This is a genomic window from Bacillus sp. 2D03 (genome assembly GCF_003946765.1).
In the GTDB taxonomy this organism is placed as follows: Bacteria; Bacillota; Bacilli; order Bacillales; family Bacillaceae_G; genus Bacillus_A; species Bacillus_A cereus.
In genome coordinates this window covers 199,442-224,570 of record NZ_RPSJ01000004.1, presented here as the reverse complement: position 1 = coordinate 224,570, position 25,129 = coordinate 199,442, and the positions used below count along the sequence as shown (strand labels likewise).

Genomic DNA, 25,129 nt, shown 5'->3' with positions numbered 1-25,129 from the left:
CCCTTATAAATTTTTGAATGCATCGATTTGTTGTCGTGTGAAAGATTCTATCTTTTCACCAGATGCATATTTTTTGTACCAATCAACAGTCCAAGCGATAGCATCATCTGTTGATAACTTAGGAGTCCAGCCGAGTTTGTTTACTGCTTTTGTACTATCGAGTGTTAAAACAGGTGATTCATAAGGAGTATTTGTAGAGGAGGAAATGATTGTTAGTGGGTTATTCCATAATTTTATTACAGATTCAATGACATCATGAACGGTTCTGTTAGGTTCATTCATTGGGCCGAAATTCCACGCTTCTGCATATTTAGCATCATTCCAAAGTTTCTCAGCTAAAAGGATATAGCCATGTAGAGGATCTAAAACATGTTGCCACGGACGGACGGCATATTTGTTTCGAATACACAAAGTATGATTGTGCAAATATGCCCGAATGATATCAGGGAATAATCGATCTTCTGCCCAATCACCACCGCCGATGACGTTACCAGCTCTGACTGAGGCGAGTTTCTGGGTATTAGTGCGGAAGAATGATTTTTGATAGGATGTTGCCACTATTTCAGCGCAAGCTTTACTAGCGCTATAAGGGTCGAAACCTCCTAGTCGGTCATTTTCCACGAACGCTCGGTCGCCACTACCGTCATTCTCATAACATTTATCGCTTGTCACATTAATAATGGCACGTACGCTTTCGACGGACTTTGCTGCTTCTAGCACGTGGACAGTACCTAAAACATTCGTTTTGAATGTATCGATAGGATTTTTGTATGAAGCGGTTACGATTGGCTGAGCTGCTAAATGAAATATTATGTCAGGTTTATGTTGCTTCATGGCATGAAATAAAGAATGGTAATCTGTAATATCGCCTTTCATTGTCGTGCACTCTTTTGCTACGTTACCTTGTTCAAAAATGTTAGGAATGGATGGGGGATGAGAAGAAAAGCCTACTACTTCTGCACCTAAAGAACTTAAGAAAAGGGTGAGCCAGGAGCCTTTAAATCCAGTGTGTCCCGTAATAAATACTTTTTTCTTATTCCAAAAAGATGATGAAGCCATATTACCAAACCTTCCACGGAGCGTTATTACTTTCCCATAGCTCGACTAATTTATTTTTATCGCGCAATGTATCCATCGGATGCCAAAAACCAGAATGTTGATATGCGGCCAATTCATTTTTGTTTACTAACTGAACTAAAGTGTCTGTTTCAAAAACAGACTTATCTCCACTAATGTAATTGAAAACTTCAGGATTTAAAACAAAAAATCCACCGTTAACCCATCCGCCATCACCTAATGGTTTTTCTTGAAAAGATGTTACAGACTGTTTATCTAATATGAGAGAACCAAATCTACCAGGAGGTTGTACGGCAGTAACAGTAGCCATTTTTCCATGTTTTTTATGGAATGTAATAAGTTCTTTTATATTTACATTACTTAATCCATCACCATAAGTGAGGCAGAAAGGTTCATCTCCGACATAATTTTGAATCTTTTTCACTCGGCCACCCGTTTCGGTATTTACACCAGTATCGATTAGTGTAACTTTCCATGGTTCTACACGATGAGAATGGCTAGTAATTGTATTATCGTTTAACTGTATTGTGAAATCAGACATGTGTAAGTTGTAATTTAGAAAGAACTCTTTAATTGCATATCCTTTATAGCCTAAGCAAATAATAAACTCAGTAATCCCGTAATGACTATACAAACTCATAATGTGCCATAGAATAGGTTTTGTTCCAATTTCAATCATAGGTTTCGGTTTTAAATGTGTTTCTTCCCCAATTCTTGTACCGTACCCACCAGCAAGAATAACAGCTTTCATTTTTTCCTCCTAAAATAAAAATTTATTATTTATATAGTATTCATGTTTTATGCAAATGAAATTGTTTTTGATTAAGTGAATGAAAATGTTTGAGGTGATGACGATGCAGAAAATATTACGGTTTGAATTTTGGAAATAATTCTTGATATTCAGGGTTATGACGGAGGTCTTGTGTTAGGTTACTAAGCTCTAAAAAACGTATGTCCAGTACTTCGGGAGATTGACCGTAATGTGTTTGAAGTCCCATTTGAACACCCCTTTTTGAAAGGGTAGGTGTAATTTGTAATTTTCTTGCCTTTGATTGTTCATTCCAAGGGCTAAAATAAAATTTTAAAATAAATGAAGGATAGTCATAAATTATATATCCGTGCCGCGAATGATGTCTACCAGGTAAATATGCACCGTCTAGATGATTGTGAATAAATCTCCAAGCACATCCGAGATTTGGGTTATAAGGGAAGACACCGTGGTATCGCTGTTCTACTAAGGGGATAGAATATCTAGGCTTTGAATAATTATAATTATGATTATCTATCATTAAAATCATTCTAATCGCATACATGTTTTGGCCTAGTGTATGAAGAGATGAAAAAAATTCTTCAGTATTATTACAACAAAAGAATTCAGTAGTATTTAAAACGATTTTCCAACCTGAAACTTCTCTTTCAATTTCCATCACTTCAATATCAGTATTAGTTGGATCAAACTCAAGAAATCTTGAATTTCGTACTTCCCAATGGGGTGCTAATAGTTTACAAATCTCTACGGAACGATCTGTAGACCCTCTATTAATTAAAATGCCGTGATCGAATATTTTCGTGTGATGCATAAGCCACCATGGAAGTAGGTATTCTTCATTATAAAAATGAGAAATGATTGTCTTTTTCATATTAATTCCCTCCTATACAAGCAATCATTATTAGTAGGATATGCTTTTAAATAAGAAAGGTTAAAAGTGGCAGACAATGTAGTGATTAGGTAGTAGTTTAGTAATTTTATTGTATAAGTGTAGATTACTCGTATTGAATCATCATAGGAGGAGATTGGAATTTTGTATAAATTGTGAATAATAAACCGTCACGTTTGACTGTACAGTTTATGTGTTGTATGATGTAAGTAATATAAACAAGGGGGGAAGATCGTTGGGAAGGTGTATCGAATCGGACAGTTGGCTCTCATGGCTCACGTGTCGAAACGAACGATTGATTATTATACGAATCTAGGTATCTTAAAAGCGGAGCGATCTCAATCTAATTATCGCTATTATGACGAAACAGCATTTGAGACATTACAATTTATTGAGAAGTGCAAAGAAATGCATATGCCGCTTTGTGAGATTAAAGAGAAAATCGAGGAGAAGAAGAAGCTGCTCGGTATCAATGAACACGTTTCGAAACAAGTGAATGAAGTGACAGACCATATTCATCAATTAGAAGTGGAGCTTACTGAGTTAAAGCCGCTTTTAGATGGATTGACTGATTCACAACGTGAAAAAATATCGAAATCTTTATCTGGTCAAACGACAGCTTTAATACAGACACTTGCTCTATTATTATAGAATAAGTGAAATCCGACCTCTTTAATTTTTGTATCGGGCTATGTTTTCTAACGAACAAATAAGAAAACATTATAGTATACAGGAGGTGGACACCTTAGTTTTTTAACTAAGGGGATTCATTGGAAATATTTAATTTAGTCATGGTTGCGATTTTAATCGCATTTACTGGATTTTTCGTAGCAGCAGAGTTTGCGATTGTAAAGATACGTTCAAGTCGTATCGATCAGCTTGTTGCGGAAGGAAAACGCGGTGCTTTAGCAGCGAAAAAGGTAACAACAAATTTAGATGAATATTTATCTGCTTGTCAATTAGGTATTACAGTTACAGCTATGGGATTAGGTTGGTTAGGTGAACCGACAATCGAAAAGTTATTACACCCGTTATTTGAGAAATGGAACTTAAATCCTTCTATTTCATCAGTATTAACATTTGGTCTTGCTTTTATGATTATGACGTATTTACACGTTGTAGTAGGGGAATTAGCCCCGAAAACGATGGCAATTCAAAAGGCTGAAAGGGTAACGTTATTATTGGCAGGTCCATTAATGATGTTCTATAAAGTAATGTATCCATTTATTTGGGTATTGAACGGTTCAGCACGTGTGATAACTGGTTTATTCGGTTTAAAGCCAGCTTCAGAACATGAAGTAGCTCATACAGAAGAAGAATTACGTCTTATCCTTTCAGATAGCTATGAAAGTGGCGAAATTAATCAAGCTGAATACAAGTATGTAAATAACATTTTTGAATTTGATAATCGTATTGCAAAAGAGATTATGGTACCGCGAACAGAAATCGTTGGTTTCTACCTGGAAGATTCAGTAGAAGAACACATGAAAGTAATCCAAAATGAGCGATACACACGTTATCCGATTTTTGGAGAAGATAAAGATGATATTATCGGTATGGTCAACGTAAAAGATTTCTTTATTCGATATATGACCGAGGATCAAAAAGATTTATCATCTATTCGCTCGTATATGCGTCCGATTATTGAAGTGATGGAAACGACTCCAATTCACGATTTATTACTTCAAATGCAGAAGAAGCGAATTCCGATGGCTGTTTTATATGATGAGTACGGAGGAACAGCCGGAATTGTAACGCTTGAAGATATCTTGGAGGAAATCGTCGGCGAAATTCGTGACGAATATGATGAAGATGAAGCACCACCAATCCAACATGTAAACGAGCAACATATCATTGTTGATGGAAAAGTGCTTATCTCAGAAGTGAAAGATTTATTTGGATTACACATCGAAGAAGATGATGTGGATACAATCGGTGGATGGATTATGATGCAAAATCATGAAATCGAAGAAGGACAACACGTTGAGGCGGAAGGTTATGAATTTAAAGTGTTAGAAAAAGACGCTTACCAAATTAAACGTGTTGAAATTCGTAAGATGGAACAAGAACAAGAACAAGAAGAAGAGAAAGCAGCAACTGTGTAAGTTGCTGCTTTTCTTCTAAAAGTACAAAAAATGAGAACTTAGGAGCGGATATTTTGATTCAAGAAGCCTTACGTGTATATCGATTACAATTGTATGTAATCTTTAGTGGTTTACTACTTATGTGGACGATTACTCCGTTTGGAAAACAAGTGACAGGGTTCGGTATTGGATTAGCAGTAAGCGCCTATTGTCTTTGGTTATTAGCTCGCAGAGTGGAAAAACTCGGAAAAAGTATCGTAATGAAGGAAAAGGCTCCTGGATTAGGAGTTTTAAACCGATTTGCAGCTGCTATTTTAGGAGCTATCATCATGTATGAAATTGAGCATGAAATGGAAATGTGGGCATTCGGTACAGGTATTTTAGGTGGTCACTTTTTAATGATTGCAAATTTAGCGTATGCAAATATGCAGTTAGTGAAAGAAGAAGAGAAGCAAAGGGAACATGCTTCGAAAAACATAGAGCTATGATGAAAGGGACCTAATCGGGTTCCTTTTTTATTTTAGTAATTTGATACAAGTAACCAAATTAACGACAAATATAATACGCTTCTTTTTTGTGTTTTTCAATACTATGAAAAATAATAAAAATTTTTTAAAAAACCCATCGATTTCTAAAGGTTATGTATGTTATTATGACAAAAGACTTTTTGAAAGAGGTGGATACTAATGTTACAAGCGCTACTTATTTTTGTGCTTCAAATTATTTACGTTCCAATATTAACAATCCGTACGATTTTGCTTGTAAAGAATCAAACAAGATCCGCTGCTGGTGTTGGATTGTTAGAAGGAGCTATTTACATTGTCAGTTTAGGTATTGTGTTTCAAGATTTATCAAATTGGATGAACATCGTTGCCTATGTCATTGGCTTTAGTGCGGGACTGTTATTAGGCGGTTATATAGAGAATAAATTAGCAATTGGTTATATTACGTATCAAGTTAGTTTACTAGACCGTTGTAATGAATTAGTAGATGAATTACGTCACTCTGGATTTGGCGTTACAGTATTTGAAGGCGAAGGTATTAATTCTATACGTTATCGCTTAGATATCGTTGCAAAGCGTTCTAGAGAGAAAGAGCTTTTAGAAATCATTAATGAAATTGCACCGAAAGCGTTTATGTCTTCGTATGAAATTCGCTCATTTAAGGGTGGATATTTAACGAAGGCGATGAAGAAAAGAGCGTTAATGAAAAAGAAAGATGAACATGCATCGTAAAAAAGAGGAGTAGTGCTGCATTAAAAGCGCAGTATAAGTCCAAATGTAAAAGAGAGGAATCTATTTTGATGTAGATTTCTCTCTTTTTTTATGAAAAATATTCATCTGTTAATTCAAAAAAACTAAATCGTATAATTATTTTTTTTACTCATTCTCAAATTAATGATTAGCCATATAATTTGAAAAAATACCGGTATGATAAACGCAATTAATAAAACGATAAGTGATATTGATTTAATTTCGGGTGTTTGAGTAACACCGGCCCCATCAACATCTCGTAGCCAAATAATAGCGGCCCATATTCCAAAAACGATAATCCAAAATATGTTACCAAACCACCAAGAAATCCATCGTTTTTTCATGTTAGCACCCCTTACATGTATCTACTGTTAAAAGTATATTTTCGTTCGTTACATTTATAATGAAACAACTTTAAAATTAGTTTTTAACTGTATATCTAACTTGTTTAAACGTTACCATTTCTCCATCATCATTATCATCTTTCGTTTGGAAAAGTTGAACTTTTGGTTTGTAGTCTGTCCGATGAGCGTGTTCGATATCTTTAATGTTAAGTTTGTAGGATTCACCATTCTTTAGCTTTTGTTCCAATACTTTTTTATTAGCAACATAAATAAAAGTTACTTTATTTTCATCAATGCCTTCGGTCTTAATTTCTAACTCATTATCTTTTGTTGTGATCGTTGGTGTTAATAATTCCATACTGCCTTTCCCGGTTTCTAAAGAATTCTCTGCTATAGTTGAACATCCTGATAATATGATTCCGATGAATAGAAGAATTAATTTCTTTTTCATAACATCCCCCGATTTCAATTGATTTTGGTATTGTTAGACTGCTAGTGTCCAGCGTAAATGTTTAGTTAGTACTATAATTAATTATACCATAATATGTAAAGTTAAAAAGGCTGTATATCCAATTTAAGGGAGATTGAAAAGTTTACTTATTGTTGTAAATTTGTGTATGTAAGCTTCTGTTTTATTCGAAATATAGACAGGATAAAGAAATTTTTTATAGAAATTTCAATTTTTACATCTTAAAATAATGATAAAGCGTAGATGAATTTATTCACTTCGGAGGTAGTTATTTGAACATTAACGAGAAGGCAATTGAAATGTTTGAACAAAATAAATGTGAGGAAGCAATGGAACTGTTTCATCGAGCAGTACATGAATCTAGAGGGGTACAATCTCTCAATAATCTTGCTTGGATGTACTTTTATGAGGAAGAGAATGATGAGAAAGCTCTTGAATTAATAAAAGAAGTTGTTAAGTTGAATCCTTCTTCATACTTTCCCTATAACATGTTAGGGGAAATTTATATGAAACAAAAAAAGTGGGAAGAAGCGAAAGAAGTATTACAAAAATCTATTTCAATTCAACCATCGGATGAAGCATATCATAATGTAGCTGTAGCTCATTATAACCTTGGAGAGCTGGAAAAAGCTTCGGAATTTTTTTTACGAGTTGCAGGGGATTCGGACTATATCATGTATAGCTATGTAAAATGTTTAATTGATTTAGAACGAACGACAGAAGCAAAAGAGAAGTTAGATACTTTTAACAGGGAATCTGATAATTTTTTAGGGGAAATTAATGTAGCAGATTTATATGTTGAGTTGAATTGCTATAAAGAAGCAATTGAATGGTTCGAAAAGGGATACAAAGAAGTTTGGAAAAGTCCTAACTGGATTAGTAGGTTTGTGTATGCTCTATATAAAGCTAATGATTTTTCCCGTATGAATGAAGTTATACGGGAATCTATTGAAGCGAAAACAGCAGAAATAGAAGATGTCCAGAATGAAGAAGTAGAAGAAAACTGGACGGAAAAAGATAAGAAAGAGTTAATTGAAGAATATACAGAAGAGAATCATTGTTATAAAAAAATGATAGAACGTATTAAATCTGGATATGTTCCAGGGTTAGAATTTGAAACTTATCATATAGGGGCTTGTTATTTGTTTGGTTGTAAAACACATAATCATCTTGAATATGAAGAATAAAAAATTCGACTGTCACATATGACGGTCGAATTTTTTATTATAGACTTTTTGTCTAAAGGTACTAGCTCAATTGTAATGTGTTAAAGGTGTTTCGTATCATTATATAGGTATATATCCTCTTTAGAGTCCCCTTGTTTAATATTTAAAATATGTAGTGAAATAAAACCAATAAGTCCTATTCCGCCAAAAATAAGCCATGGTGTATACATGCCGCTTAAGTTGGATGTAAAAGATGTACCGGTATAATTACCGATGATAAAACCAAATGCGAGTGATAGTTGATAAAATCCGAAGTAAGTAGCTGTATAGGATTCATTACTGTAATTTGCAATAGCGATATCAGCGTTAGGTAATACGAGTGTTTCACCAATTGTAAATAAAATTACACAAATAAATAGCCAATACGGGTGTTGAGATAGAGGAATGAGTAAAAAGGAAATACTCATTAATAAAACACCGTATTTAATAATTGAAAGTGTGTTGTATTTATGAAATAGTTTTCGAAATAACACCATAAATATGACGCCTGTTATTGCATTTATTGTAATAACGAGTGTAGCAAGCTGATTGCTATTACTAATGTTTTTCATATGAAGTGGAAGTGCGACAGTAAGCTGAGTAAACATAATATAGAAGAAGATCATGATAAATGAAAACAAAAGGAAAGGTTTGTTTTGTAAAATAGCCTGTATTCCTAATGTAATAGATGTATTTTCAGTAGTGACTTGGAAGTGATTTTTAAGTAAGTAAAAGATGAAAGCGAATAACAGCATAAGGGATCCTGTTAGAGAGAAAGCATAGATTGGATCGAGTAAGAGTAAGAACCCTCCTGCAATTGGTCCGATTATTGCACCGCAATTGAAGCTAAGGTTTAAATATGTAAATAAATTTTTTCTCATATGAGCTGGCTGTGAGCCAAATATAGCGCGAGCGGCAGGTTCGTAAAATGCAGTTCCGAAGCCAATAAGTGCAGAAGAAATAGAAATTGTATAGAAATCAGAGGATATCCCTAAAGCGATAAATCCGACTCCTCTTAAAAATAATCCGGCTATCATCATAATGATATAGCCTATTTTATCAGCAATTAATCCTGAGAATAAAGGGAGAACTCGTGATGTAATTGTCATAACCGTCAACACTGTTCCTACTTGAACAGCTGAAAAATGGAGAAAGTTTAATAGATAAATAGCTAAAAATGCGTATACCGCAAAATACCCAAAAGACATAAAAAATGAAGAAATAAGCATGAAACGTATCGGTATTGAGAAACTTTTCATAGAACTCCTCCTAATATTGTAACCAGTAAAATATTTTGATGGTTAACAGTTTTATATTATAATTATACATAAAGTCAGAAAAAAGTAAATTTTAAGAAGAAGGTGGATGGAATTGAATCAAAATGCACCAAATGAACTAGAATATATTCGAGAATTTTTAAATAAATGGAAAATACCAAATGATACGAGAGAAGCAGTTGATTTGTTGCAGACCGAAGATGATATAAAGCAATTTATGAATAAATATTTTCATGAAGAGCTTCCATTTTATACGATAGAGGAACTAAAAAGTTTTCGAGAAGATATTCGGGTGGCAATTGAAGGCGGAGAATCATTGCAAAAGTGGTTAGAGAAATACCCATTTCATGTACATATAAAGGATGATATGAAAGGTATTACATATGAACCAGTATATGAAGAGAATGTGTATACAAAAGTGTTAAGTATTGTGTTAATGTCAATTCAAGAAAATGTGTGGGGAAGGTTAAAAGCATGTCCAGATTGTCGCTGGGTATTTTATGATCATTCGCGAAATGGAAGTAAAAGATGGTGCGGTATGTATGCTGGAGAAGAAGGAGGAAGAGCGTGCGGTACGATTGCAAAAGTGAAAAACTACCGGGCGAAGAGAAAAGGGCGATCTGGTTATGGGATGTAAGTAATATTAGAGAAAGAAAAATGGATGGGGGGAATGATATGAAAGGTACACAAATGCTAGCTATAAATAAAAAGTGTTGGGATACAGTTGCACCTTATTATCTTTCAAGTTGATTGTTTACCTAAATATGCCCAATATACAGCGTCTGAAGATGAGATTCAATCAGAAATAAAAAAGTTCTTGATATTGGGGCTTGATCTTTCAAGTGCACAAATTGAAATAGCGAATGAAACGTTAAAGAGTTGGGATCCAAAGTTAGTATGGGGAGAAATGGAAGAGGAATTGAATATTCCGAAAGGGTATTTTGATATTGTATATTCTATTTATGCATTAAATTGGACTTCGGATTTAAGAAAAACGTTGGAACTGATTTATTCGTATGTAAAGCCAGGAGGAAGTTTTATTTTTAGTTGGGAGCACCCAGTATATTCAAATTTACAGTATGGTACAGAAGAAGTTGCTATAAAGTCTTCTTATCATGAGGAAACGTCCATTACGTTTGAAACATTTAAAGGAGAAAATGTACAAGCGAAATTATATAAGAGAAAAATAAGTACATATATAAATGAGTTAAATAGAGCAGGCTTTACAATTGAGAGAATAGAAGAACCTGAACCGTATAGCACGTTTGATGAAGAACTAGCGATGCCTTCTACGAAGTATTATTCTTTATATAAAGCTAGAATGGTGCCGACTACTTTTATTATTAAAGTTAGAAAGTAAAGTGTTTTTTATAAAAGAAGCCTATCATTTCAAATAGATGAAATGATAGGCTTCTTTATTTTTAAAAAAATAAGGTCAGAGATGTACTTTTCTTATAAAAATGCATTTCATATAAAAAGTGTAATTATTTTTGGGGAGGGGGATTGTTGTGCGTCATCATAGAAAGTGCAAAAAATTTGGAGTGGCACTGCCTCTTCCGCTTATAGGAGCAACGGGTCCGACGGGTAATAGTGGTCCAACTGGTCCAACTGGAGGGCATGAAGGTCCGGTTGGACCCCCGGGAATTACTGGGCCTACAGGAGCAACTGGTCCACAAGGCCCTCAAGGTATCAGGGGAATACAAGGTCCACGAGGGACAACAGGAGCTCAAGGGATACAAGGTCCCGTTGGTGATACTGGAGAGCAAGGAATTACAGGTCCGGTCGGCTTACAAGGTCCTCAAGGATTAATTGGAGAGCAAGGTCCTGTTGGCGATATTGGATTACAAGGTATGCAAGGAATACAAGGAATTACAGGCCCTGCTGGTAGTCAAGGTATACAGGGCGCCCAAGGAATACAAGGAGAAATAGGTGAGCGAGGGGAAACGGGTGCACAAGGAATGCAGGGAGAAATAGGTGTAACCGGAATATCAGGTGTAACGGGCCCTCAAGGTCCTCAAGGAATTCAAGGTCCACAAGGAGTAACAGGCCCAACAGGAGCGACCGGCTCTACGGGAGTAACAGGTCCACAAGGAATCCAAGGAATTCAAGGTTCGCAAGGGATAACGGGTCCAACGGGAGCAACCGGAGTGACTGGAATAACAGGCCCACAAGGAATCCAAGGAATTCAAGGCCCACAAGGTGTGACGGGAGCAACCGGCGCAACAGGAGCGACAGGAGCGACTGGTGCAACAGGACCGACAGGAATCCAAGGAATCCAAGGAATAACAGGAGCAACAGGGGGAACGGGAGTAACAGGCCCAACAGGTGCTACGGGCCCAACCGGCTTAACCGGTGCAACTGGATCGTCTGCCATTTCAACAGGTGGCGGCTATTTCTTCTCTACCTCAACAAGTACAATTGCAGCAAATGCCAACATCCCAATTAATTCTGGATCCACTGTATATGGAACTGGTGTATCTTTAACTAGTGCTACAACTGTCACAGTATCCACACCAGGAATATATTTAGTAAGCTACTATTTCCAAGGGGACGCGACTGGTGGGAATGAGACAGTATCTGTTAGGTTGCTATTAAATGGAACGCAACTAACAGGGAGTTTTATACAAAACGTAACGACATCAACTGTAGTAATCGAACCAGCCATTTCAAATACACTTCTTGTGAATGTGACGAGTGCCAATTCAACATTAATATTACAAAATGGCCCGTTAGGTGTAGGGCATGTGACTACTATAGCAGGTGCCATTACAGCAAGCTTAAATGTAGTGAGAATTTTATAAAGAATATAAAAAACACAAGGAATGCCTTTGTAAGACACACCTTGTGTTTTTTAATATTAAATAAACATTTACTTTATCTTTTCGGTTGAAAAATATGCTGAAAGAAGTATTTGTGATGTAAGTTATCTACAACTTTATTTGCTTGATATGTGCGTTGTTTTTCAATTCGGAGTCTTTGCTCCATCATTTTTATTGCGTGATCAGATAAACGTAACATAATACATTCTCCTTTTCTATAAATATAGGTGACTATTTGATATCGATCCCATATTTATAATTAAGGAGGCAAAATGTGTAACATAGGCAAAAAGCACCTTCCTCTCCCATTACGCTTACGAGGTTAGCTGTCGGACTCGGGAAGTGAGAGTTTCCCTACTTAAAAAAGATTCGCCCCAAGTAGCATAGCTACAAAAATGGTTCCCCCGCTCCAAAATTTGGACTCAGCAAAAGGTTTTATAAAGTAAAAAATAACATAAAGGAGCAAACAAGTCAAATTATTTTGTGTATTCTGTCTTTTTTAATTGTGTAAGAATCATACCGTCAGGAAGTATTGTATCTGATACTGTAATGAATCCGTGTTTTTTATATAAAGTAATAGCAGGGGTATTCGCTTTACCTGTTTGTACAATGTATGTCATTGAAGAGGGAAACATGTTAAATATATAAATTAGGAGTTTCGTTGCGATTCCTTTTTGAAAAAAATCGGGGGATACAACTAACCTGTGGATATCGATTAGTTTTTCTTCTTGTACAAAAGAAATAAAACCGACAAGTTTATTTTCAGAAAAATATCCATAGAATGTTTCAACACAACTTTGAATATCGTTTACAGTATCATATAAACGAGGTATGGCAGTACTATTTAAGTAGTCTGCTTCAACTTTATAAGCTGGAATTTGAACCTGTAAAATGGATGTTGCTACTTCAAAAGAAGTGGAATTTAACTTAAGAATCATAGATAATGAAGCCTCCTTTAAATATGGTATATAAATATAATTGCTTTATGGGTGAGTTTGACAATATTTTTCTTTTTTGCATATAATATATGTATCTCCATATGTAAAATAGTAGTAAATATATTTCTATAGTGAAATATGATTAGCAATGATAAATACATATGTTTGTATTAAATCATACAAACTATAATAGAAATGGAGGACTAAAAATGGGATGGATTATCACATTAATAGTTGGTGCTATTATAGGTGCAATTGCTAGTTCTATAACGGGTAAAAATTTCCCAGGTGGTATGTTCGGAAATATTATCGCAGGTTTATTAGGTGCTTCGTTAGGTGGTAGATTATTTGGATCCTTTGGGCCATCATTTGGTGGGATTCATGTCGTGCCAGCATTATTAGGTGCAATCGTGTTAATTTTTATTGTATCATTTGTAGTGAAAGCTGCAAAGAAATAGATATATAGATTATGATGAAGAGCCCTGAATAAGGGCTTTTCATCATTCGAAGAGGTGGTTTCATTGGAGAAAATAAATATAAGAAAAAGAGATAAGTTAAGAAAGTTTTTTAGAGAACAAAATTATTTGGCGGTATTACTTGGATTTGCGTTATTGTTCATTAATATTTTATTGCTAACAAAAATATCATTTGTTTTTACACCGTTTATCGTATTTTTAAAAACAATTTTCTTCCCAGTACTATTAGCAGGCGTACTATTCTATATTTTACATCCATTCGTTTCGCTTTTAGAAAAGAAAGGTGTTTCAAGAATCGTATCGATAGCTTCCATATATTTAATCGTACTAGGATTATTTGTATTTTTAGTTGTAACGGTTATCCCTATTATTAAAGATCAAATTGATGCATTAATTGATAACTTACCGTATTTTGGCCATGAGATTGAACAAGCAGCACGTAGATTCGGGGAAAGTAATTTACTCGGTAAAATTCAGGAGAATTTAAATATTAATGTTGCGAATATGGTAAAAGAATACACAGTTGATTTTACAAAGTCATTATCATCAGTAACTGGGAATGTAACTGGATTTTTGAGTACTATTACAGAGGTTGTTTTAACATTTGTAATGGTTCCATTTATATTGTTCTATCTTTTAAAAGATGGCGAACAATTGCCGAATCACTTCTTAAAGTTTATTTCAGAGCAAAGACAACCAGCAGCAATGAGAATACTAGATGATATGCACTATGCGATTAGCTCGTATATTAGAGGGCAAATTATCGTGAGCTTGTTTATCGGTATTATGTTATTAATCGGTTACCTTATTATCGGTATTAAATATGCTGTACTGCTTGCTATTTTAGCGATGATTGTAAATATCGTTCCGTACGTAGGACCAATTATCGCCATTACACCAGCGTTAATTATCGCATTTATCGACTCGCCAGCAATGGTGTTAAAAGTAATTATCGTTATGATGGTTGTACAATTAGCAGAAGGTAAGTTTATTTCTCCGCAAGTTATGGGGAAAAAGTTAGATATTCACCCGATTACTATCATTTTTATCATTTTAACTGCCGGAAACTTATTCGGGATTATGGGCATTATTTTAGCCATTCCAGGATATGCGATATTAAAAGTATTAGTGACGCACGGTTATAGATTTGTTAAGTTGAATACGTGAAAAAAAGCGCTAAAACAGTGGGAACTGTTTTAGCGCTTTTTTATTAACAATTCATTTGCATATTGGCGCGCCCATTGATCCGCTTCTAATATAGCATCTAGTGAAGGATCTTTTACGTTATGATGAGCTTCAACTGTTTTGTAAATTGTTTTTTCAATATCGAAAAAGACAATTTCATTTTTTAAGAATAGTGCATTCGCAATTTCGTTTGCTGCATTTAATACAGCGGGAGTAGTACCACCGATTTTGCCACATTCATATGCGTATTGTAGACAAGGGAACTTCTCTAAATCGGGTTTTTCAAAATGTAAACTACCGATTTCTAATAAATTTAATTTTTCATAGGAAGAAGGTAGCCGAGTAGGATAGTGAAACGCATATTGAATCGGCATTCTCATATCAGGAGCACCGAGCTGTGCCATAACTGATCCATCAATAAATTCTACTAAAGAATGAATGATACTTTCTTTATGAATCATTACATCAATTTTTTCATATGGAATATCAAATAGCCATCTCGCTTCCATTACTTCGAACCCTTTATTCATTAATGTGGCAGAATCAATCGTTAGTTTTGCGCCCATTAACCAGTTTGGGTGCTTTAAAGCATCTTTTGCTTGTAAAGTTTTCATTTCTTCACGTGTTTTATCACGGAATGCACCGCCAGAAGCTGTAACAATTAATTTGTCAATTTCTTTATTATTTTCTCCGTTTAAACATTGGAAAATAGCTGAATGTTCGCTATCTACTGGAATTAAGCGACATCCGTTTTGTTGCGCTAGTTCAGTTACGATATGTCCAGCTGCAACTAACGTTTCTTTATTAGCGATGGCAATATCTTTCTTCACCTTTAATGCTTCAATCGTTGGAAGTAGTCCGGAAACTCCGACAACAGAACTTAATACAAGATTTGAATCAGGGTGAGTAGCTACCGCAATTAAGCCATCAGTTTCGTATGTGATTTTTGTATTCGCTGAAATACGCGTACGAAGCGTGTCTGCTAAGTCTTTTGTCGCAACGCTTACAATGCGAGGTTGAAATGTTTTGATTTGTTGCTCAAGAAGATCGATATTATAATTTGCGGTTAAACCGACAATTTTAAAATGTTCAGGATGAGCTGAAACGACATCTAATGCAGATGTGCCGATAGATCCTGTGGAACCTAAAATGGATATATATTTTACCATGAAAAAACCTCCAAAGTTGTTTCGAATATTTCTGCAAACCTATATAACATTAGACAATAGAAGTGGAAATTCCTGCTATATAAAATAGAAAAATCGGGTTTGTTTGGAAGCGAAATGTGATAAACTGTAAAAAATAACGAAAAAGCAATGAAAGAGAAGAGTACATATTCGAAACTTTTCAGAGAGCTGATATGTGGTGAGAATCAGTAAGGGATGAATATGGAATGGGCTCTAGAGCTTCTAACTGAAATGAGTAGGTAAAGACGGTTACTTCACGTTATTGAAGTATGAAGTGAGCTAATGATAGCTAATTAAGGTGGTACCGCGGGAGTCTCTCGTCCTTTTTTTAGGATGAGGGGCTCTTTTTATTTTGAGAAAGGAGGAGTTAGTGTGAGTGAAAAAATAATGTTAACAGGAATTAAGCCGACAGGTTATCCGCATTTAGGAAATTATATTGGTGCGATTAAACCTGCATTACAAATGTCAAAGAATAATGAAGGAAAAGCATTGTACTTTATAGCTGATTATCATGCATTAAATGCTGTGCATGATTCAGAAAAGTTCAGCAGTTATACGAAAGAGGTAGCAGCTACTTGGTTATCACTTGGACTTGGAGAAGATGTTATTTTTTATCGACAAACAGAAGTGCCAGAGATTCTAGAATTAGCTTGGATTTTAGCTTGCCTAACTCCGAAAGGTCTTATGAACCGTGCTCATGCGTATAAAGCGAAGGTGGAGCAAAATAAAGAAGCAGGGTTAGAGGTCGATGCGGGAGTGAATATGGGGTTATACACGTACCCGATTTTAATGGCAGCTGACATATTATTATTTCAAGCTACTCATGTACCAGTTGGAAAAGACCAAATTCAGCATATTGAAATTGCGCGTGATATTGCGACTTATTTTAATCATACATTTGGCACGACATTTACACTTCCAGAGTATGTCATTCAAGAAGAAGGAGCTATTTTACCTGGTCTTGACGGAAGGAAGATGAGTAAAAGTTACGGAAATGTGATCCCATTATTTGCAAAGCAAGAAAAACTACGAAAATTAATATTTAAAATCAAAACAGATTCTTCACTTCCAAATGAACCGAAAGAACTAGAAACCTTATTTACAATTTATAAAGAATTTGCGACAGAAGACGAAGTACAGTCATTACGTGAAAAATATGAGACTGGAATCGGATGGGGCGATGTGAAAAAAGAGTTGTTTCGCGTTGTAGATCGTGAGTTAGCTGGACCTCGTGAGAAATACACTATGTATATGAATGAAACGAATTTATTATATGAAGCGTTGGAAAACGGTGCTGAGAAGGCACGCGCTATTGCGAAGATAAATTTAGCAGAAATTAAAAAACGGATTGGATTTGAGAGGGAACGTTAAGCGTTCCCTTATTTTTTTAGATAATCTGTAATAATCCTCTCAATAACAGAAGGGAGATTACTAGGTAACTCATCAAGCGGAAAGAAGCGTAATTCTTTCGATTCACTTTGATCGCATACAAGTTCACCATGAAATTCTCGGCAAATATAAACAACGAGTACACCGTGTACTTGATCGCCGTTTGGATAGATTTGAAAGAAGTCTGGCCCTGAGTATGTACGGAATAGTTCTGGATTTTTAATAATAAGTCCAGTTTCTTCAAACACTTCTCGTTTTAAAGCATCTTCTAACGTTTCGTTATATTCTAGGGCACCACCAATAATGCCCCAGCGGTTAAAATCTGTACGGAGCTGCAGCAATACTTCATCTTTTTCATTTAATATAATGGCGTGTGATCCTATTAGAATAAGTGGATGATTTCCTACTAGATTTCTCATATCTTCAATATAACCCATGTCATTGCTCCTTGTATTTAATAATAGTTAGGAATTTCTTTTAACATTCTTTCTGTTTTACGTGCTGTAAAGGCTAAGTTATGGTCGTCTTTCGTTCTGAAAAATAATGTGCGTAAAAAGGTTTTAATGTTGGCACATAAAATACAATACTCATTAAGCGAAAGGCGTTTTCTTATTTGAGGAAGCCTTTTTATTTTTTTATGAATAATAGAAATTAACTCGTTTTGAGGAAAATCATGATACAGCATTGCTAGTAATGGCGTAACAATGCGCTCATCTTCGTTATTATGAAAAAGGTCAGATGGAATAAAGATTTTATTTAATAAACAATGAATTAATTCTTCGTACCATTCAAAAGTTGTATACGTATTATGAACAATTTCAGTAAAGGCATCAGATACGTGAGCAAGACAATGAGCCCATCCTTTATTTTCGATATAGCCCCGAAAATCCGTTTCTAAGTTTGTGTATGTAATGAGTTTATTTTTTATTTCTTCGATATCTTCCTCTGTACAAAAGTAGTGCGAATTAGCGAATTGGAGTATTAACGCAATTAACGAAACAGTGTAAGAACGTGTGAAAACCCCATCTGTATGTGGGGAGTAAATGTCACAATATAAATACTCATCACTTAAACAAGTTTGCAGAAGTAATTTCAGCTGATCGTCCATAAGGAATTCATGATGAATGAAATGCGCAAAACATTTATATATAAGTTGGTAACGAACGTAGCTATCAGTCGTTCCGATATACTGGAGCATGTTCAAAGTTAACTCATTTACGTCTATATGCTGTAGTTGCGTATAGTCATTTTGTTGTATAAGCTCTAACTGTTGTTGCAATGCTGTAATATCCACTGGAGAACCTCCTCCGCACTTTAAAGATGCGATCTTTTCTAGTATTCTATATATTCAAGGACAATCCTGCTCATGCAAGGAGAACGATTAGAAATTCGAGTATGATATAGATGAGGGAAGAATATGACGACGATAGAACAGTTAGAAAAATATTTTAAAATAAGAAGAAATGCTTCTTCTATTATGATAAAAGAAAATAATGCAGAGATTTTTACAGAAGAGCAATTAGAGGAAATGATGCAATATTGCGTTGCTGAAGCTAAAAAAGATGGATTAGAAAAACTACATTTTGAAATCTCTTCAAAAAGTCCAAATTATGATGTGTATAAAAAATGTTTTGAAACGTATTCATTTGAATATGTTACGGAAAAAATGATTGTATTTAAAGATATATATGAAGTAGAAGATGTAGAAAGTGAAATTGATTTTAAGCTTATTGAAGAAGTTGGAGAAGAGGCTTTTTATTCACTGTGGAATGAAGCGACGGGAGAAACAGTCGTTCATGATCAATTTGTGCATATGATGCTACAAGAAATTGGTGAGCAATGGAAAGAACATTGTTTAACAGCGAGTGTAGGTGAAGAGCCGATAGGGATTGTAATTCCGCATATTGAAAGAGGTACGTTAGAAGAAGGGAAACTTATGTACTTCGCAGTTACTCCAAATATGCGTAATAAGGGATATGAAGCTGCATTATTTGCAGGTGCGATGTTTGTCTTAAAGGAAATAGGTGCATCTTATTATATTGGTGAGACAAATATACAAAATGAATGGATGAAGGATGTTTTTGAAAAGAATGGATGTCAGTTGCTGAGTTGTACTGAGCGATATGTGAGGAAGTTTTAGGAGGATGAATGATGTACTCTCTCGAACTCATTTAGCGGGAGGGATATATATGTTAAAACAATCCATGCATTCATTCGTTTTACTGTATCCAAATGTACTGTTAGAAAATTGGAAAGTTGAAAAGGTTTCAGAACGTTATGAAGGTGAAAAGTGGGAAACTCTTTGGTTTCAGGTTGTTACTCCAACTGGAATGTTTCGGGTAAAAGAGTTTTTTCTAGATATAATGGAGCCAGTATTTCCAGATAGTTGTATTTCTCAAGCAAAAGGAGATTGTTTTCAATATAAATGGCTTGTGTATTGGAAAGGTCTAAATTATAAAGGAAAAGAAAGTTACGTTACATCTAGATGGAAAACACAAATTGAAGTTTCTGTTGATCGCGGATATATAAACCAAGATGAAATGGAAAGATTTCTATTTGAATTACAACCGGTAAATATGGAGCTTGCGAAAACGATATTACATACACCATTTCACTTATTAAGCTTTCAAGCGAAGAGAGGTGAAATGGGTGAGATAGGAAGATGTCGTGAGTGGAATGCTCCCGAAGACGTATCCTATGTTAAATTATCAATTCATGAAAAGTTAAGTTGGAAACTTGAATCAGTTGGTTTCGGAAATGATGAAATACAGTATGTATACTGGGATGAAGATAGTAAACTATATGCACTTTGGGTTTGTCGGCATAAAAACAAAGCTTACTATCCTGTTTCTTCTTGGACAATGAATTATGGCCCAAAACAAATTATAAATGGATTAGAGTTTTATTCGCACCCTGATCGCGGGACAGTTGTATATGAAGATTTAGGTGATGAACAAATTACATACGTATTTCGAGGGAAACCGTGTACAAATTTTGAACAAGTAAAAGAACTTTTTGCCTATTTGTAAGATAAAAAGAAAAATGAGAACGACAAAATAGATATTTCTATAATACAATAAAGAAAGATTCGATTATATGAGAAAGCGTTGGTGAAAGAATGGGGCAGCAAAGAAATTGGTTACAAGCAACTGTAGAAAGAAATAAAGATAATACGTTACAAATAAAGTGGGAAAATAATATAGAAGAAGTTCGTATTTATTGGAGTACTTCACCAGATCATATTGAAGAAAATGGAGAATTACTTGCAACGGTAAATGGAGAATTATCATATACAATTGAAAAACCGAGTGAAAATGAACGTCCATATTTTAGATTAGTAGGAAGTAATGGACAAGCAGTAACAGTAGCCGAGCGTAGATTGCCATTACAAGGTGCGTTTAACTTCCGTGATATGGGAGGATATGAAACGACTGAAGGTCGTAAAGTAAAATGGGGCAAATTATACCGCTCTGAAGAATTAGCAGGGCTAACTGAATGGGATATTGCCTATTTACAAAAGTCTGGTTTAAAGTTAATTTGCGATTACCGTACAGACTTTGAAGTGAAGCATAAGCCGAATCCAGAAATTACGGGTGCTCGTCAAGTGTGCTTACCAGTTATGCAAGACTTAGCGAAAGACTTAAATATAAATGAGTTTTTCCAAGTTGGTGACCTTTCTATGTTAGGAAAACCAGGTGAGTATCTTGTGAAAATGAATCAAGATTTCGTAAGTGGTAACGAGGCATTCGTGAGCTTCTTAAACTTAGCGCAAAACCCGGAAAACTTACCGTTAGTAAACCACTGTACAGCTGGAAAAGATCGTACTGGATTTGGTTCAGCATTATTACTACTTTTACTAGGTGTACCAGAAAAAACAGTAATGGAAGACTACTTACTAAGTAACGGATTCCGTGAAAAGCTAAATGAAAAAATGATGGCCTTTTTAGGTGCGAAATTACAAAACGATGAGAGCAGAGCGATATTAGGTGCAATGTTTGAAGCACGTGCTGAATACTTGCAAGCTGCGATTGGTGAAATTCAAAAGCAATACGGATCAGTTGAAGCATACGCTGAAAAAGCTCTTGGCTTTACGAAAGAGTCGTTAGAGGAAATGAAAGAGTTATTGCTAGAAGATTAATAATGAGAAGGAGGCTGAGCGGATTAGCCTCCTTTTACTATTGTTGCTATAATTTTGTTAATGAGGATGTTGTGCACAGAGGAGAAAATGGATGAAAAGAACTTAAGAATCGGGGGATAAAATGATTCATACACGTGTAAAAGCAGAGGGGTTAAGAGAGAAGCTGGCAACAATACTAAGTCAAGAGTATAAGGAACTAGCTATTCAAGATTTAAAGGTGATTGGAACGGGAGTGCAAAATATTGTTTTTCAAGGAGATTCAGAAAAGGGGTCTTTGGCATTTCGAGTACCGTGGGAAAGAGAAGTGGAAAATATAAATGAAGACTTATTTAACAGTCGGATTTCGTTGCAAAAGGAAGCGGAGCTGTCTAAGTATTGTCATTCAAAAGGTATTCCAGTACCAAGGATACACGGATTGCATCTTTCAACCGAACTTGATTTTTTAATTTCGGATTGTGTGTATGCTGATCATATGCCAATTTCCGCATGCAAAATAGGGGAGTTAGTGAGCAATCTTCATAGTATGCCAATTGATGGTTTGTATTACAAACAAAATATTAGAGAGCCCATTAGTAAGTATATAGCAGAACGAATTGTGAAACGGATAGAAGGGTTTAATACAATCACGAACTGCAAAATTAATCTTCCGGATACAAAAACAATTGAATATATTCTTAGTACAGCAGATCATGTAAAATGTTTATTACATATGGACATTCGACCAGCCAATTTAATCGGGTATAATGGAGAAGTTAAAGCAATAGTTGATTGGGATAATGCTTTAATTGGTCATCCATTGCTGGAGCTTATGAGAATAGCTGAAACAAATGAGGTTAGTTGGGATGAATTTAAAGATGGATATAAGAATGATAGTATCTTTAATGTTACTCCTCATATTGTTAGTTTATTTTATAGACTAGATACAGCAGTCATGCTAGCAAATTTATTTATAGCACATTTGAAAATAAAAGATAAAGGTGTATTCTATAAAGAGCGGGTTAAAGCGCTTCATCGCGACATATATATAAACTTATAAGCAATGAGAACGAAGCTTTTAAAATAGGAATTGAGGAGAACATCATGAAATACAAATTTATATTATTCGACGTAGACGATACATTATTAGATTTCCCTGAAACGGAAAGACACGCATTACATAATGCGTTTGTACAGTTTGGCATGCCTACAGGGTATAATGATCATCTTGCAAGTTATAAAGAGATTAGTAATGGATTATGGAGAGATTTAGAAAATAAAATGATTACGCTAAGTGAATTAGCAGTAGAGCGATTTAGACAATTATTTGCACTTCATAATATAGCCGTAGATGCGCAGCAATTTAGTGATGTATACCTTGAAAATTTAGGGAAGGAAGTACATCTTATAGAAGGCGCAGTACAATTATGTGAAAATCTTCAAGATTGCAAGTTAGGTATTATTACGAATGGATATACGAAGGTGCAACAATCAAGAATCGGAAATTCGCCTTTATGTAATTTCTTTGATCACATTATTATTTCTGAAGAAGTTGGTCATCAAAAACCAGCGCGTGAGATTTTTGATTATGCGTTTGAAAAGTTTGGGATTACTGATAAATCAAGTGTACTAATGGTTGGAGATTCGTTAACTTCTGATATGAAAGGCGGAGAAGATTACGGCATTGATACGTGTTGGTATAATCCGAGTTTGAAAGAAAACGGGACAGATGTTAACCCGACTTATGAAGTGGAGAGTATTCTACAAATTTTAGAAATTGTAGAAGTGGCGGAAGAAAAGGTAGCTTCATTTTAATTGTGCTGATATTTGTCGAAAAATCGATATATTGAAAAAATCGTTGATATATTGTAAGTTGCGATAGATATAGTTGAAAAATCGCTCATGTAAATTCGTATACTAAGATATAGAACAAAAAATAGCGCTACTATACAAGATCATTCACGTGTTATAATGCGTGAATTAAATATGCGTATATAAATAGTTTCTCAGAGTGATGCGATGTCATGTATGATTAGTGTAACAACTAGAGGTGAATAAAGGATGTTAACGTTTTTATTTGAGTTAGATAAGAGTATCCCGCAGAAGGATGAGCCACGGTATGATGCTTATTCAAAGGGTTTTATCGAAGGAGATGTAACGATTTGCGCGAGTGACAGCGTATTTTTTCAAAAATCATGTATGAAGGTTGCAGAGCTGGGTATTTATTTAGGTCAGTGGATGGAACAAGTTCAACATGGGCAGAACGTGCCTATGAAATATGAAACGGCTGACCGTGAAGAGGTAATTCTTGGTTTCTTCTATGAAGAGGATCATAATCAATGGAATGTTTCTTCCAGTTGGCAAGAATTTGAAATTCAAGAGCGTATAGCTACTACAACATTAATAGAGAGTGTTCAAAGCTATTTGTATGAGCTAAATAAAGAACTGCGCATGATAGAATATCCTGTGACGTTTGATCAGTACTTAAGAAGAGAGCGAATGATGCAGCTCTCTTACAAACGACCGTGTGATAGCAAAGCAGATACGACGCCGATAGAGGTTTATAATGGAAGTGAGCAAGTAGGCGTAGTACGAGGCTATTATAAAAATATGTTGATGAGAGTGCTGGATTTTATTCCGAAAATTGGTAGTAATATTATTTATGAAATAAAGGATAGTAAGGGCAATATTCGCATCATTGCAAAGGATGTAAGTAGACAGCGCCAAAGAAAGATTTTAGTAACGTACATCGATAATCATGATGCAGAGCATGAAATACTTGTATGTGACGGAAAGTTATTGGATGCAAATTTCTTATTTACCTTTACATATAGGGCAGAAGAATATGTTGTTCATAAAACTTCATTTGGAATGGGAAAGTTATTACGAAAAGGCTATGTAATTGCAGATTGGAATATTCGTCTTGAGGAAGATATGTATTACATTGAGATGAATGTATATGATGAAGATTACATGCAGGATCAATACTTACTATTAGGCGTATTTCATGCGATTTTATATGGATAATCAATGAGAAATACCGTCATTCTTCTTGGAAAGAATGACGGTATTTTTTTATGTGATTCTTGTGACTGGACGCCTTTAATCAATCCTCAAAAATAAAAATCTCATCAATCTTACTATGTAGTGCCTTCGCTATATCGTGAGCAAGTTGTAAGGAAGGATTGTATTTACCTTTTTCGAGATGACTAATTGTTTCACGTCGCACACCAACGCTCTTTGCTAAATCTTCTTGTGTCATGTTCAATTTGGCGCGGTATTCTTTTATCCTCGTTACGAACGCCATGGTGCATCTTCCATTTCATCAACAGGTTTATCATAAAAGAACATAGAAAAACCGAACGTAAGAATGAGTGTGCCGAAAATAAGAGCGATATCAATTTCTTGTAGCGCCGGGTTTGGAAATAACATTTCAATGAACATAATGATAGCGGTAGTTAGTAACGTAAAGATAAAAGCATTACGGCACGATTTATTAACGATTTGTTCAAACAGTTCATCGTGTTGAACCGTTCTATACGATGTGAAAAAGGAGAAGAAACAGAACATAGTAAACAATCCTTTTTCATAAAAAAATCCGAGGAAACCGAAGAAACCGAGAAATCCTAAATATTTTATCCAAGTTGTTTTCAT

28 protein-coding genes, 3 pseudogenes, 1 riboswitch and 1 other annotated feature are annotated in these 25,129 nt (G+C 35.0%); of the genes and pseudogenes, 18 read left to right on the top strand and 13 right to left on the bottom strand.

Annotated features, from left to right (window positions below; genetic code table 11):
• Positions 1-3: 3 nt before the first annotated feature.
• The 3 genes from rfbG to EBQ15_RS11665 all read right to left on the bottom strand — a co-directional run bounded on the left by rfbG (position 4) and on the right by EBQ15_RS11665 (position 2,717).
• On the bottom strand, positions 4-1,059 hold the full coding sequence (gene rfbG / locus EBQ15_RS11675) for a CDP-glucose 4,6-dehydratase (RefSeq protein WP_000168657.1): 1,056 nt from the start codon (positions 1,057-1,059) through the stop codon (positions 4-6).
• 1 nt (position 1,060) lies between these two features.
• The gene (gene rfbF, locus EBQ15_RS11670) at positions 1,061-1,828 is read right to left on the bottom strand and encodes a glucose-1-phosphate cytidylyltransferase (RefSeq protein WP_000648807.1); all 768 of its coding nucleotides are present in this window, start codon (positions 1,826-1,828) and stop codon (positions 1,061-1,063) included.
• A 115-nt stretch (positions 1,829-1,943) separates the two neighbouring features.
• Entirely contained in the window at positions 1,944-2,717 is a 774-nt protein-coding gene (locus EBQ15_RS11665; RefSeq protein ID WP_000750973.1) for a glycosyltransferase family 2 protein, read from the bottom strand.
• Positions 2,718-2,978: 261 nt separating this feature from the next.
• On the opposite strand from EBQ15_RS11665, the gene EBQ15_RS11660 reads away from it, so the two are divergent.
• From EBQ15_RS11660 to EBQ15_RS11645, 4 genes are all read left to right on the top strand, one after another.
• On the top strand, positions 2,979-3,386 hold the full coding sequence (locus EBQ15_RS11660; RefSeq protein ID WP_000285635.1) for a MerR family transcriptional regulator: 408 nt from the start codon (positions 2,979-2,981) through the stop codon (positions 3,384-3,386).
• A gap of 119 nt (positions 3,387-3,505) precedes the next feature.
• A complete protein-coding gene (locus EBQ15_RS11655) occupies positions 3,506-4,840 on the top strand; it encodes a hemolysin family protein (RefSeq protein WP_000402260.1) in 1,335 nt (444 codons plus the stop codon).
• Between the two features lie 53 nt (positions 4,841-4,893).
• Positions 4,894-5,307 (top strand): ATP synthase subunit I, encoded by a 414-nt coding sequence (locus EBQ15_RS11650; protein WP_000613876.1) that lies wholly within the window; start codon positions 4,894-4,896, stop codon positions 5,305-5,307.
• 198 nt (positions 5,308-5,505) lie between these two features.
• Positions 5,506-6,054: a DUF2179 domain-containing protein gene (locus EBQ15_RS11645; protein WP_000938438.1), complete on the top strand. Its 549-nt coding sequence runs from the start codon at positions 5,506-5,508 to the stop codon at positions 6,052-6,054.
• A 122-nt stretch (positions 6,055-6,176) separates the two neighbouring features.
• On the opposite strand, the gene EBQ15_RS11640 is transcribed toward EBQ15_RS11645, so the two are convergent.
• Both EBQ15_RS11640 and EBQ15_RS11635 read right to left on the bottom strand, forming a co-directional pair.
• Positions 6,177-6,416 (bottom strand): DUF3923 family protein, encoded by a 240-nt coding sequence (locus EBQ15_RS11640; protein ID WP_000747669.1) that lies wholly within the window; start codon positions 6,414-6,416, stop codon positions 6,177-6,179.
• Between the two features lie 76 nt (positions 6,417-6,492).
• Complete coding sequence (locus EBQ15_RS11635; protein ID WP_000727843.1) at positions 6,493-6,867, bottom strand: hypothetical protein; 375 nt, start codon at positions 6,865-6,867, stop codon at positions 6,493-6,495.
• 290 nt (positions 6,868-7,157) lie between these two features.
• Here EBQ15_RS11635 and EBQ15_RS11630 point away from each other — a divergent pair, with 290 nt between their 5' ends.
• Positions 7,158-8,072, top strand: coding sequence for a tetratricopeptide repeat protein (locus tag EBQ15_RS11630; protein ID WP_001024442.1), 915 nt, complete (start codon positions 7,158-7,160; stop codon positions 8,070-8,072).
• Positions 8,073-8,152: 80 nt separating this feature from the next.
• Here EBQ15_RS11630 and EBQ15_RS11625 read toward each other — a convergent pair whose 3' ends face one another.
• Positions 8,153-9,349 carry an MDR family MFS transporter gene (locus EBQ15_RS11625; protein WP_000834825.1) on the bottom strand — a complete coding sequence of 399 codons (1,197 nt, stop codon included), beginning with the start codon at positions 9,347-9,349 and terminating at the stop codon, positions 8,153-8,155.
• Positions 9,350-9,461: 112 nt separating this feature from the next.
• On the opposite strand from EBQ15_RS11625, the gene EBQ15_RS11620 reads away from it, so the two are divergent.
• From EBQ15_RS11620 to EBQ15_RS11610, 4 genes and pseudogenes are all read left to right on the top strand, one after another.
• Positions 9,462-10,004, top strand: coding sequence for a CGNR zinc finger domain-containing protein (locus EBQ15_RS11620; protein WP_001072924.1), 543 nt, complete (start codon positions 9,462-9,464; stop codon positions 10,002-10,004).
• Between the two features lie 38 nt (positions 10,005-10,042).
• Positions 10,043-10,160 (top strand): annotated as a pseudogene (locus EBQ15_RS32020) (class I SAM-dependent methyltransferase); the annotation flags it as partial.
• A 30-nt stretch (positions 10,161-10,190) separates the two neighbouring features.
• A pseudogene (locus tag EBQ15_RS11615) lies at positions 10,191-10,727 on the top strand (class I SAM-dependent methyltransferase); the annotation flags it as partial.
• 202 nt (positions 10,728-10,929) lie between these two features.
• Positions 10,930-12,168: pseudogene (locus EBQ15_RS11610) on the top strand (collagen-like domain-containing protein); the annotation flags it as partial.
• 73 nt (positions 12,169-12,241) lie between these two features.
• Here EBQ15_RS11610 and EBQ15_RS31130 read toward each other — a convergent pair.
• Entirely contained in the window at positions 12,242-12,385 is a 144-nt protein-coding gene (locus EBQ15_RS31130) for a hypothetical protein (RefSeq protein ID WP_000945243.1), read from the bottom strand.
• Positions 12,386-12,481: 96 nt separating this feature from the next.
• Positions 12,482-12,624: riboswitch (cyclic di-AMP (ydaO/yuaA leader) on the bottom strand.
• Between the two features lie 38 nt (positions 12,625-12,662).
• On the bottom strand, positions 12,663-13,124 hold the full coding sequence (locus EBQ15_RS11605; protein ID WP_000601232.1) for a GNAT family N-acetyltransferase: 462 nt from the start codon (positions 13,122-13,124) through the stop codon (positions 12,663-12,665).
• Between the two features lie 209 nt (positions 13,125-13,333).
• On the opposite strand from EBQ15_RS11605, the gene EBQ15_RS11600 reads away from it, so the two are divergent.
• Positions 13,334-13,582 carry a GlsB/YeaQ/YmgE family stress response membrane protein gene (locus EBQ15_RS11600; protein ID WP_000539730.1) on the top strand — a complete coding sequence of 83 codons (249 nt, stop codon included), beginning with the start codon at positions 13,334-13,336 and terminating at the stop codon, positions 13,580-13,582.
• A gap of 63 nt (positions 13,583-13,645) precedes the next feature.
• On the top strand, positions 13,646-14,767 hold the full coding sequence (locus EBQ15_RS11595; protein ID WP_000411483.1) for an AI-2E family transporter: 1,122 nt from the start codon (positions 13,646-13,648) through the stop codon (positions 14,765-14,767).
• A gap of 29 nt (positions 14,768-14,796) precedes the next feature.
• On the opposite strand, the gene EBQ15_RS11590 is transcribed toward EBQ15_RS11595, so the two are convergent.
• Complete coding sequence (locus EBQ15_RS11590) at positions 14,797-15,954, bottom strand: 1-deoxy-D-xylulose-5-phosphate reductoisomerase (protein WP_000241793.1); 1,158 nt, start codon at positions 15,952-15,954, stop codon at positions 14,797-14,799.
• Between the two features lie 138 nt (positions 15,955-16,092).
• Positions 16,093-16,300 (top strand) — a binding site (T-box leader).
• A gap of 44 nt (positions 16,301-16,344) precedes the next feature.
• Between EBQ15_RS11590 and EBQ15_RS11585 the strand changes: the two genes are divergently transcribed.
• A complete protein-coding gene (locus EBQ15_RS11585; RefSeq protein WP_001290890.1) occupies positions 16,345-17,343 on the top strand; it encodes a tryptophan--tRNA ligase in 999 nt (332 codons plus the stop codon).
• Between the two features lie 8 nt (positions 17,344-17,351).
• Here EBQ15_RS11585 and EBQ15_RS11580 read toward each other — a convergent pair whose 3' ends face one another.
• Together EBQ15_RS11580 and EBQ15_RS11575 are read right to left on the bottom strand one after the other, a co-directional pair.
• On the bottom strand, positions 17,352-17,798 hold the full coding sequence (locus EBQ15_RS11580) for an NUDIX hydrolase (RefSeq protein ID WP_000540458.1): 447 nt from the start codon (positions 17,796-17,798) through the stop codon (positions 17,352-17,354).
• 17 nt (positions 17,799-17,815) lie between these two features.
• On the bottom strand, positions 17,816-18,655 hold the full coding sequence (locus EBQ15_RS11575) for a DUF2785 domain-containing protein (protein WP_000355452.1): 840 nt from the start codon (positions 18,653-18,655) through the stop codon (positions 17,816-17,818).
• 123 nt (positions 18,656-18,778) lie between these two features.
• Between EBQ15_RS11575 and EBQ15_RS11570 the strand changes: the two genes are divergently transcribed.
• The 6 genes from EBQ15_RS11570 to EBQ15_RS11545 all read left to right on the top strand — a co-directional run bounded on the left by EBQ15_RS11570 (position 18,779) and on the right by EBQ15_RS11545 (position 24,502).
• The gene (locus EBQ15_RS11570; protein ID WP_000207424.1) at positions 18,779-19,501 is read left to right on the top strand and encodes a GNAT family N-acetyltransferase; all 723 of its coding nucleotides are present in this window, start codon (positions 18,779-18,781) and stop codon (positions 19,499-19,501) included.
• A gap of 49 nt (positions 19,502-19,550) precedes the next feature.
• On the top strand, positions 19,551-20,390 hold the full coding sequence (locus tag EBQ15_RS11565; protein ID WP_000917830.1) for a hypothetical protein: 840 nt from the start codon (positions 19,551-19,553) through the stop codon (positions 20,388-20,390).
• A gap of 89 nt (positions 20,391-20,479) precedes the next feature.
• On the top strand, positions 20,480-21,499 hold the full coding sequence (locus EBQ15_RS11560) for a tyrosine-protein phosphatase (RefSeq protein WP_000531493.1): 1,020 nt from the start codon (positions 20,480-20,482) through the stop codon (positions 21,497-21,499).
• A gap of 121 nt (positions 21,500-21,620) precedes the next feature.
• Positions 21,621-22,535, top strand: a complete 915-nt coding sequence (locus EBQ15_RS11555; protein WP_000582027.1) for a phosphotransferase family protein — start codon at positions 21,621-21,623, stop codon at positions 22,533-22,535.
• A 44-nt stretch (positions 22,536-22,579) separates the two neighbouring features.
• Positions 22,580-23,290 carry a YjjG family noncanonical pyrimidine nucleotidase gene (locus EBQ15_RS11550; protein WP_000875415.1) on the top strand — a complete coding sequence of 237 codons (711 nt, stop codon included), beginning with the start codon at positions 22,580-22,582 and terminating at the stop codon, positions 23,288-23,290.
• A 246-nt stretch (positions 23,291-23,536) separates the two neighbouring features.
• The gene (locus EBQ15_RS11545) at positions 23,537-24,502 is read left to right on the top strand and encodes a tubby C-terminal domain-like protein (protein WP_000955121.1); all 966 of its coding nucleotides are present in this window, start codon (positions 23,537-23,539) and stop codon (positions 24,500-24,502) included.
• A 79-nt stretch (positions 24,503-24,581) separates the two neighbouring features.
• Here the strand turns inward: EBQ15_RS11545 and EBQ15_RS11540 are convergent, their stop codons facing one another.
• Complete coding sequence (locus EBQ15_RS11540; protein ID WP_000896322.1) at positions 24,582-24,782, bottom strand: helix-turn-helix transcriptional regulator; 201 nt, start codon at positions 24,780-24,782, stop codon at positions 24,582-24,584.
• A complete protein-coding gene (locus EBQ15_RS11535) occupies positions 24,770-25,129 on the bottom strand; it encodes a DUF3796 domain-containing protein (protein WP_000859205.1) in 360 nt (119 codons plus the stop codon). Before EBQ15_RS11535 ends, EBQ15_RS11540 begins: the two co-directional genes overlap by 13 nt.

What these genes read in the sequence shown, in the direction of transcription:
- EBQ15_RS11550 (WP_000875415.1), top strand. Translation starts at nt 22,580, where the DNA reads ATGAAATACAAATTTATATTATTCGACGTAGACGATACATTATTAGAT.
- EBQ15_RS11580 (WP_000540458.1), bottom strand. Translation starts at nt 17,798, where the DNA reads ATGGGTTATATTGAAGATATGAGAAATCTAGTAGGAAATCATCCACTT.
- EBQ15_RS11635 (WP_000727843.1), bottom strand. Translation starts at nt 6,867, where the DNA reads ATGAAAAAGAAATTAATTCTTCTATTCATCGGAATCATATTATCAGGA.
- rfbG (WP_000168657.1), bottom strand. Translation starts at nt 1,059, where the DNA reads ATGGCTTCATCATCTTTTTGGAATAAGAAAAAAGTATTTATTACGGGA.
- EBQ15_RS31130 (WP_000945243.1), bottom strand. Translation starts at nt 12,385, where the DNA reads ATGTTACGTTTATCTGATCACGCAATAAAAATGATGGAGCAAAGACTC.
- EBQ15_RS11600 (WP_000539730.1), top strand. Translation starts at nt 13,334, where the DNA reads ATGGGATGGATTATCACATTAATAGTTGGTGCTATTATAGGTGCAATT.
- EBQ15_RS11625 (WP_000834825.1), bottom strand. Translation starts at nt 9,349, where the DNA reads ATGAAAAGTTTCTCAATACCGATACGTTTCATGCTTATTTCTTCATTT.
- EBQ15_RS11565 (WP_000917830.1), top strand. Translation starts at nt 19,551, where the DNA reads ATGTTAAAACAATCCATGCATTCATTCGTTTTACTGTATCCAAATGTA.
- EBQ15_RS11640 (WP_000747669.1), bottom strand. Translation starts at nt 6,416, where the DNA reads ATGAAAAAACGATGGATTTCTTGGTGGTTTGGTAACATATTTTGGATT.
- EBQ15_RS11645 (WP_000938438.1), top strand. Translation starts at nt 5,506, where the DNA reads ATGTTACAAGCGCTACTTATTTTTGTGCTTCAAATTATTTACGTTCCA.
- EBQ15_RS11560 (WP_000531493.1), top strand. Translation starts at nt 20,480, where the DNA reads ATGGGGCAGCAAAGAAATTGGTTACAAGCAACTGTAGAAAGAAATAAA.
- EBQ15_RS11540 (WP_000896322.1), bottom strand. Translation starts at nt 24,782, where the DNA reads ATGGCGTTCGTAACGAGGATAAAAGAATACCGCGCCAAATTGAACATG.
- EBQ15_RS11555 (WP_000582027.1), top strand. Translation starts at nt 21,621, where the DNA reads ATGATTCATACACGTGTAAAAGCAGAGGGGTTAAGAGAGAAGCTGGCA.
- rfbF (WP_000648807.1), bottom strand. Translation starts at nt 1,828, where the DNA reads ATGAAAGCTGTTATTCTTGCTGGTGGGTACGGTACAAGAATTGGGGAA.
- EBQ15_RS11535 (WP_000859205.1), bottom strand. Translation starts at nt 25,129, where the DNA reads ATGAAAACAACTTGGATAAAATATTTAGGATTTCTCGGTTTCTTCGGT.
- EBQ15_RS11545 (WP_000955121.1), top strand. Translation starts at nt 23,537, where the DNA reads ATGTTAACGTTTTTATTTGAGTTAGATAAGAGTATCCCGCAGAAGGAT.
- EBQ15_RS11665 (WP_000750973.1), bottom strand. Translation starts at nt 2,717, where the DNA reads ATGAAAAAGACAATCATTTCTCATTTTTATAATGAAGAATACCTACTT.
- EBQ15_RS11570 (WP_000207424.1), top strand. Translation starts at nt 18,779, where the DNA reads ATGACGACGATAGAACAGTTAGAAAAATATTTTAAAATAAGAAGAAAT.
- EBQ15_RS11605 (WP_000601232.1), bottom strand. Translation starts at nt 13,124, where the DNA reads ATGATTCTTAAGTTAAATTCCACTTCTTTTGAAGTAGCAACATCCATT.
- EBQ15_RS11590 (WP_000241793.1), bottom strand. Translation starts at nt 15,954, where the DNA reads ATGGTAAAATATATATCCATTTTAGGTTCCACAGGATCTATCGGCACA.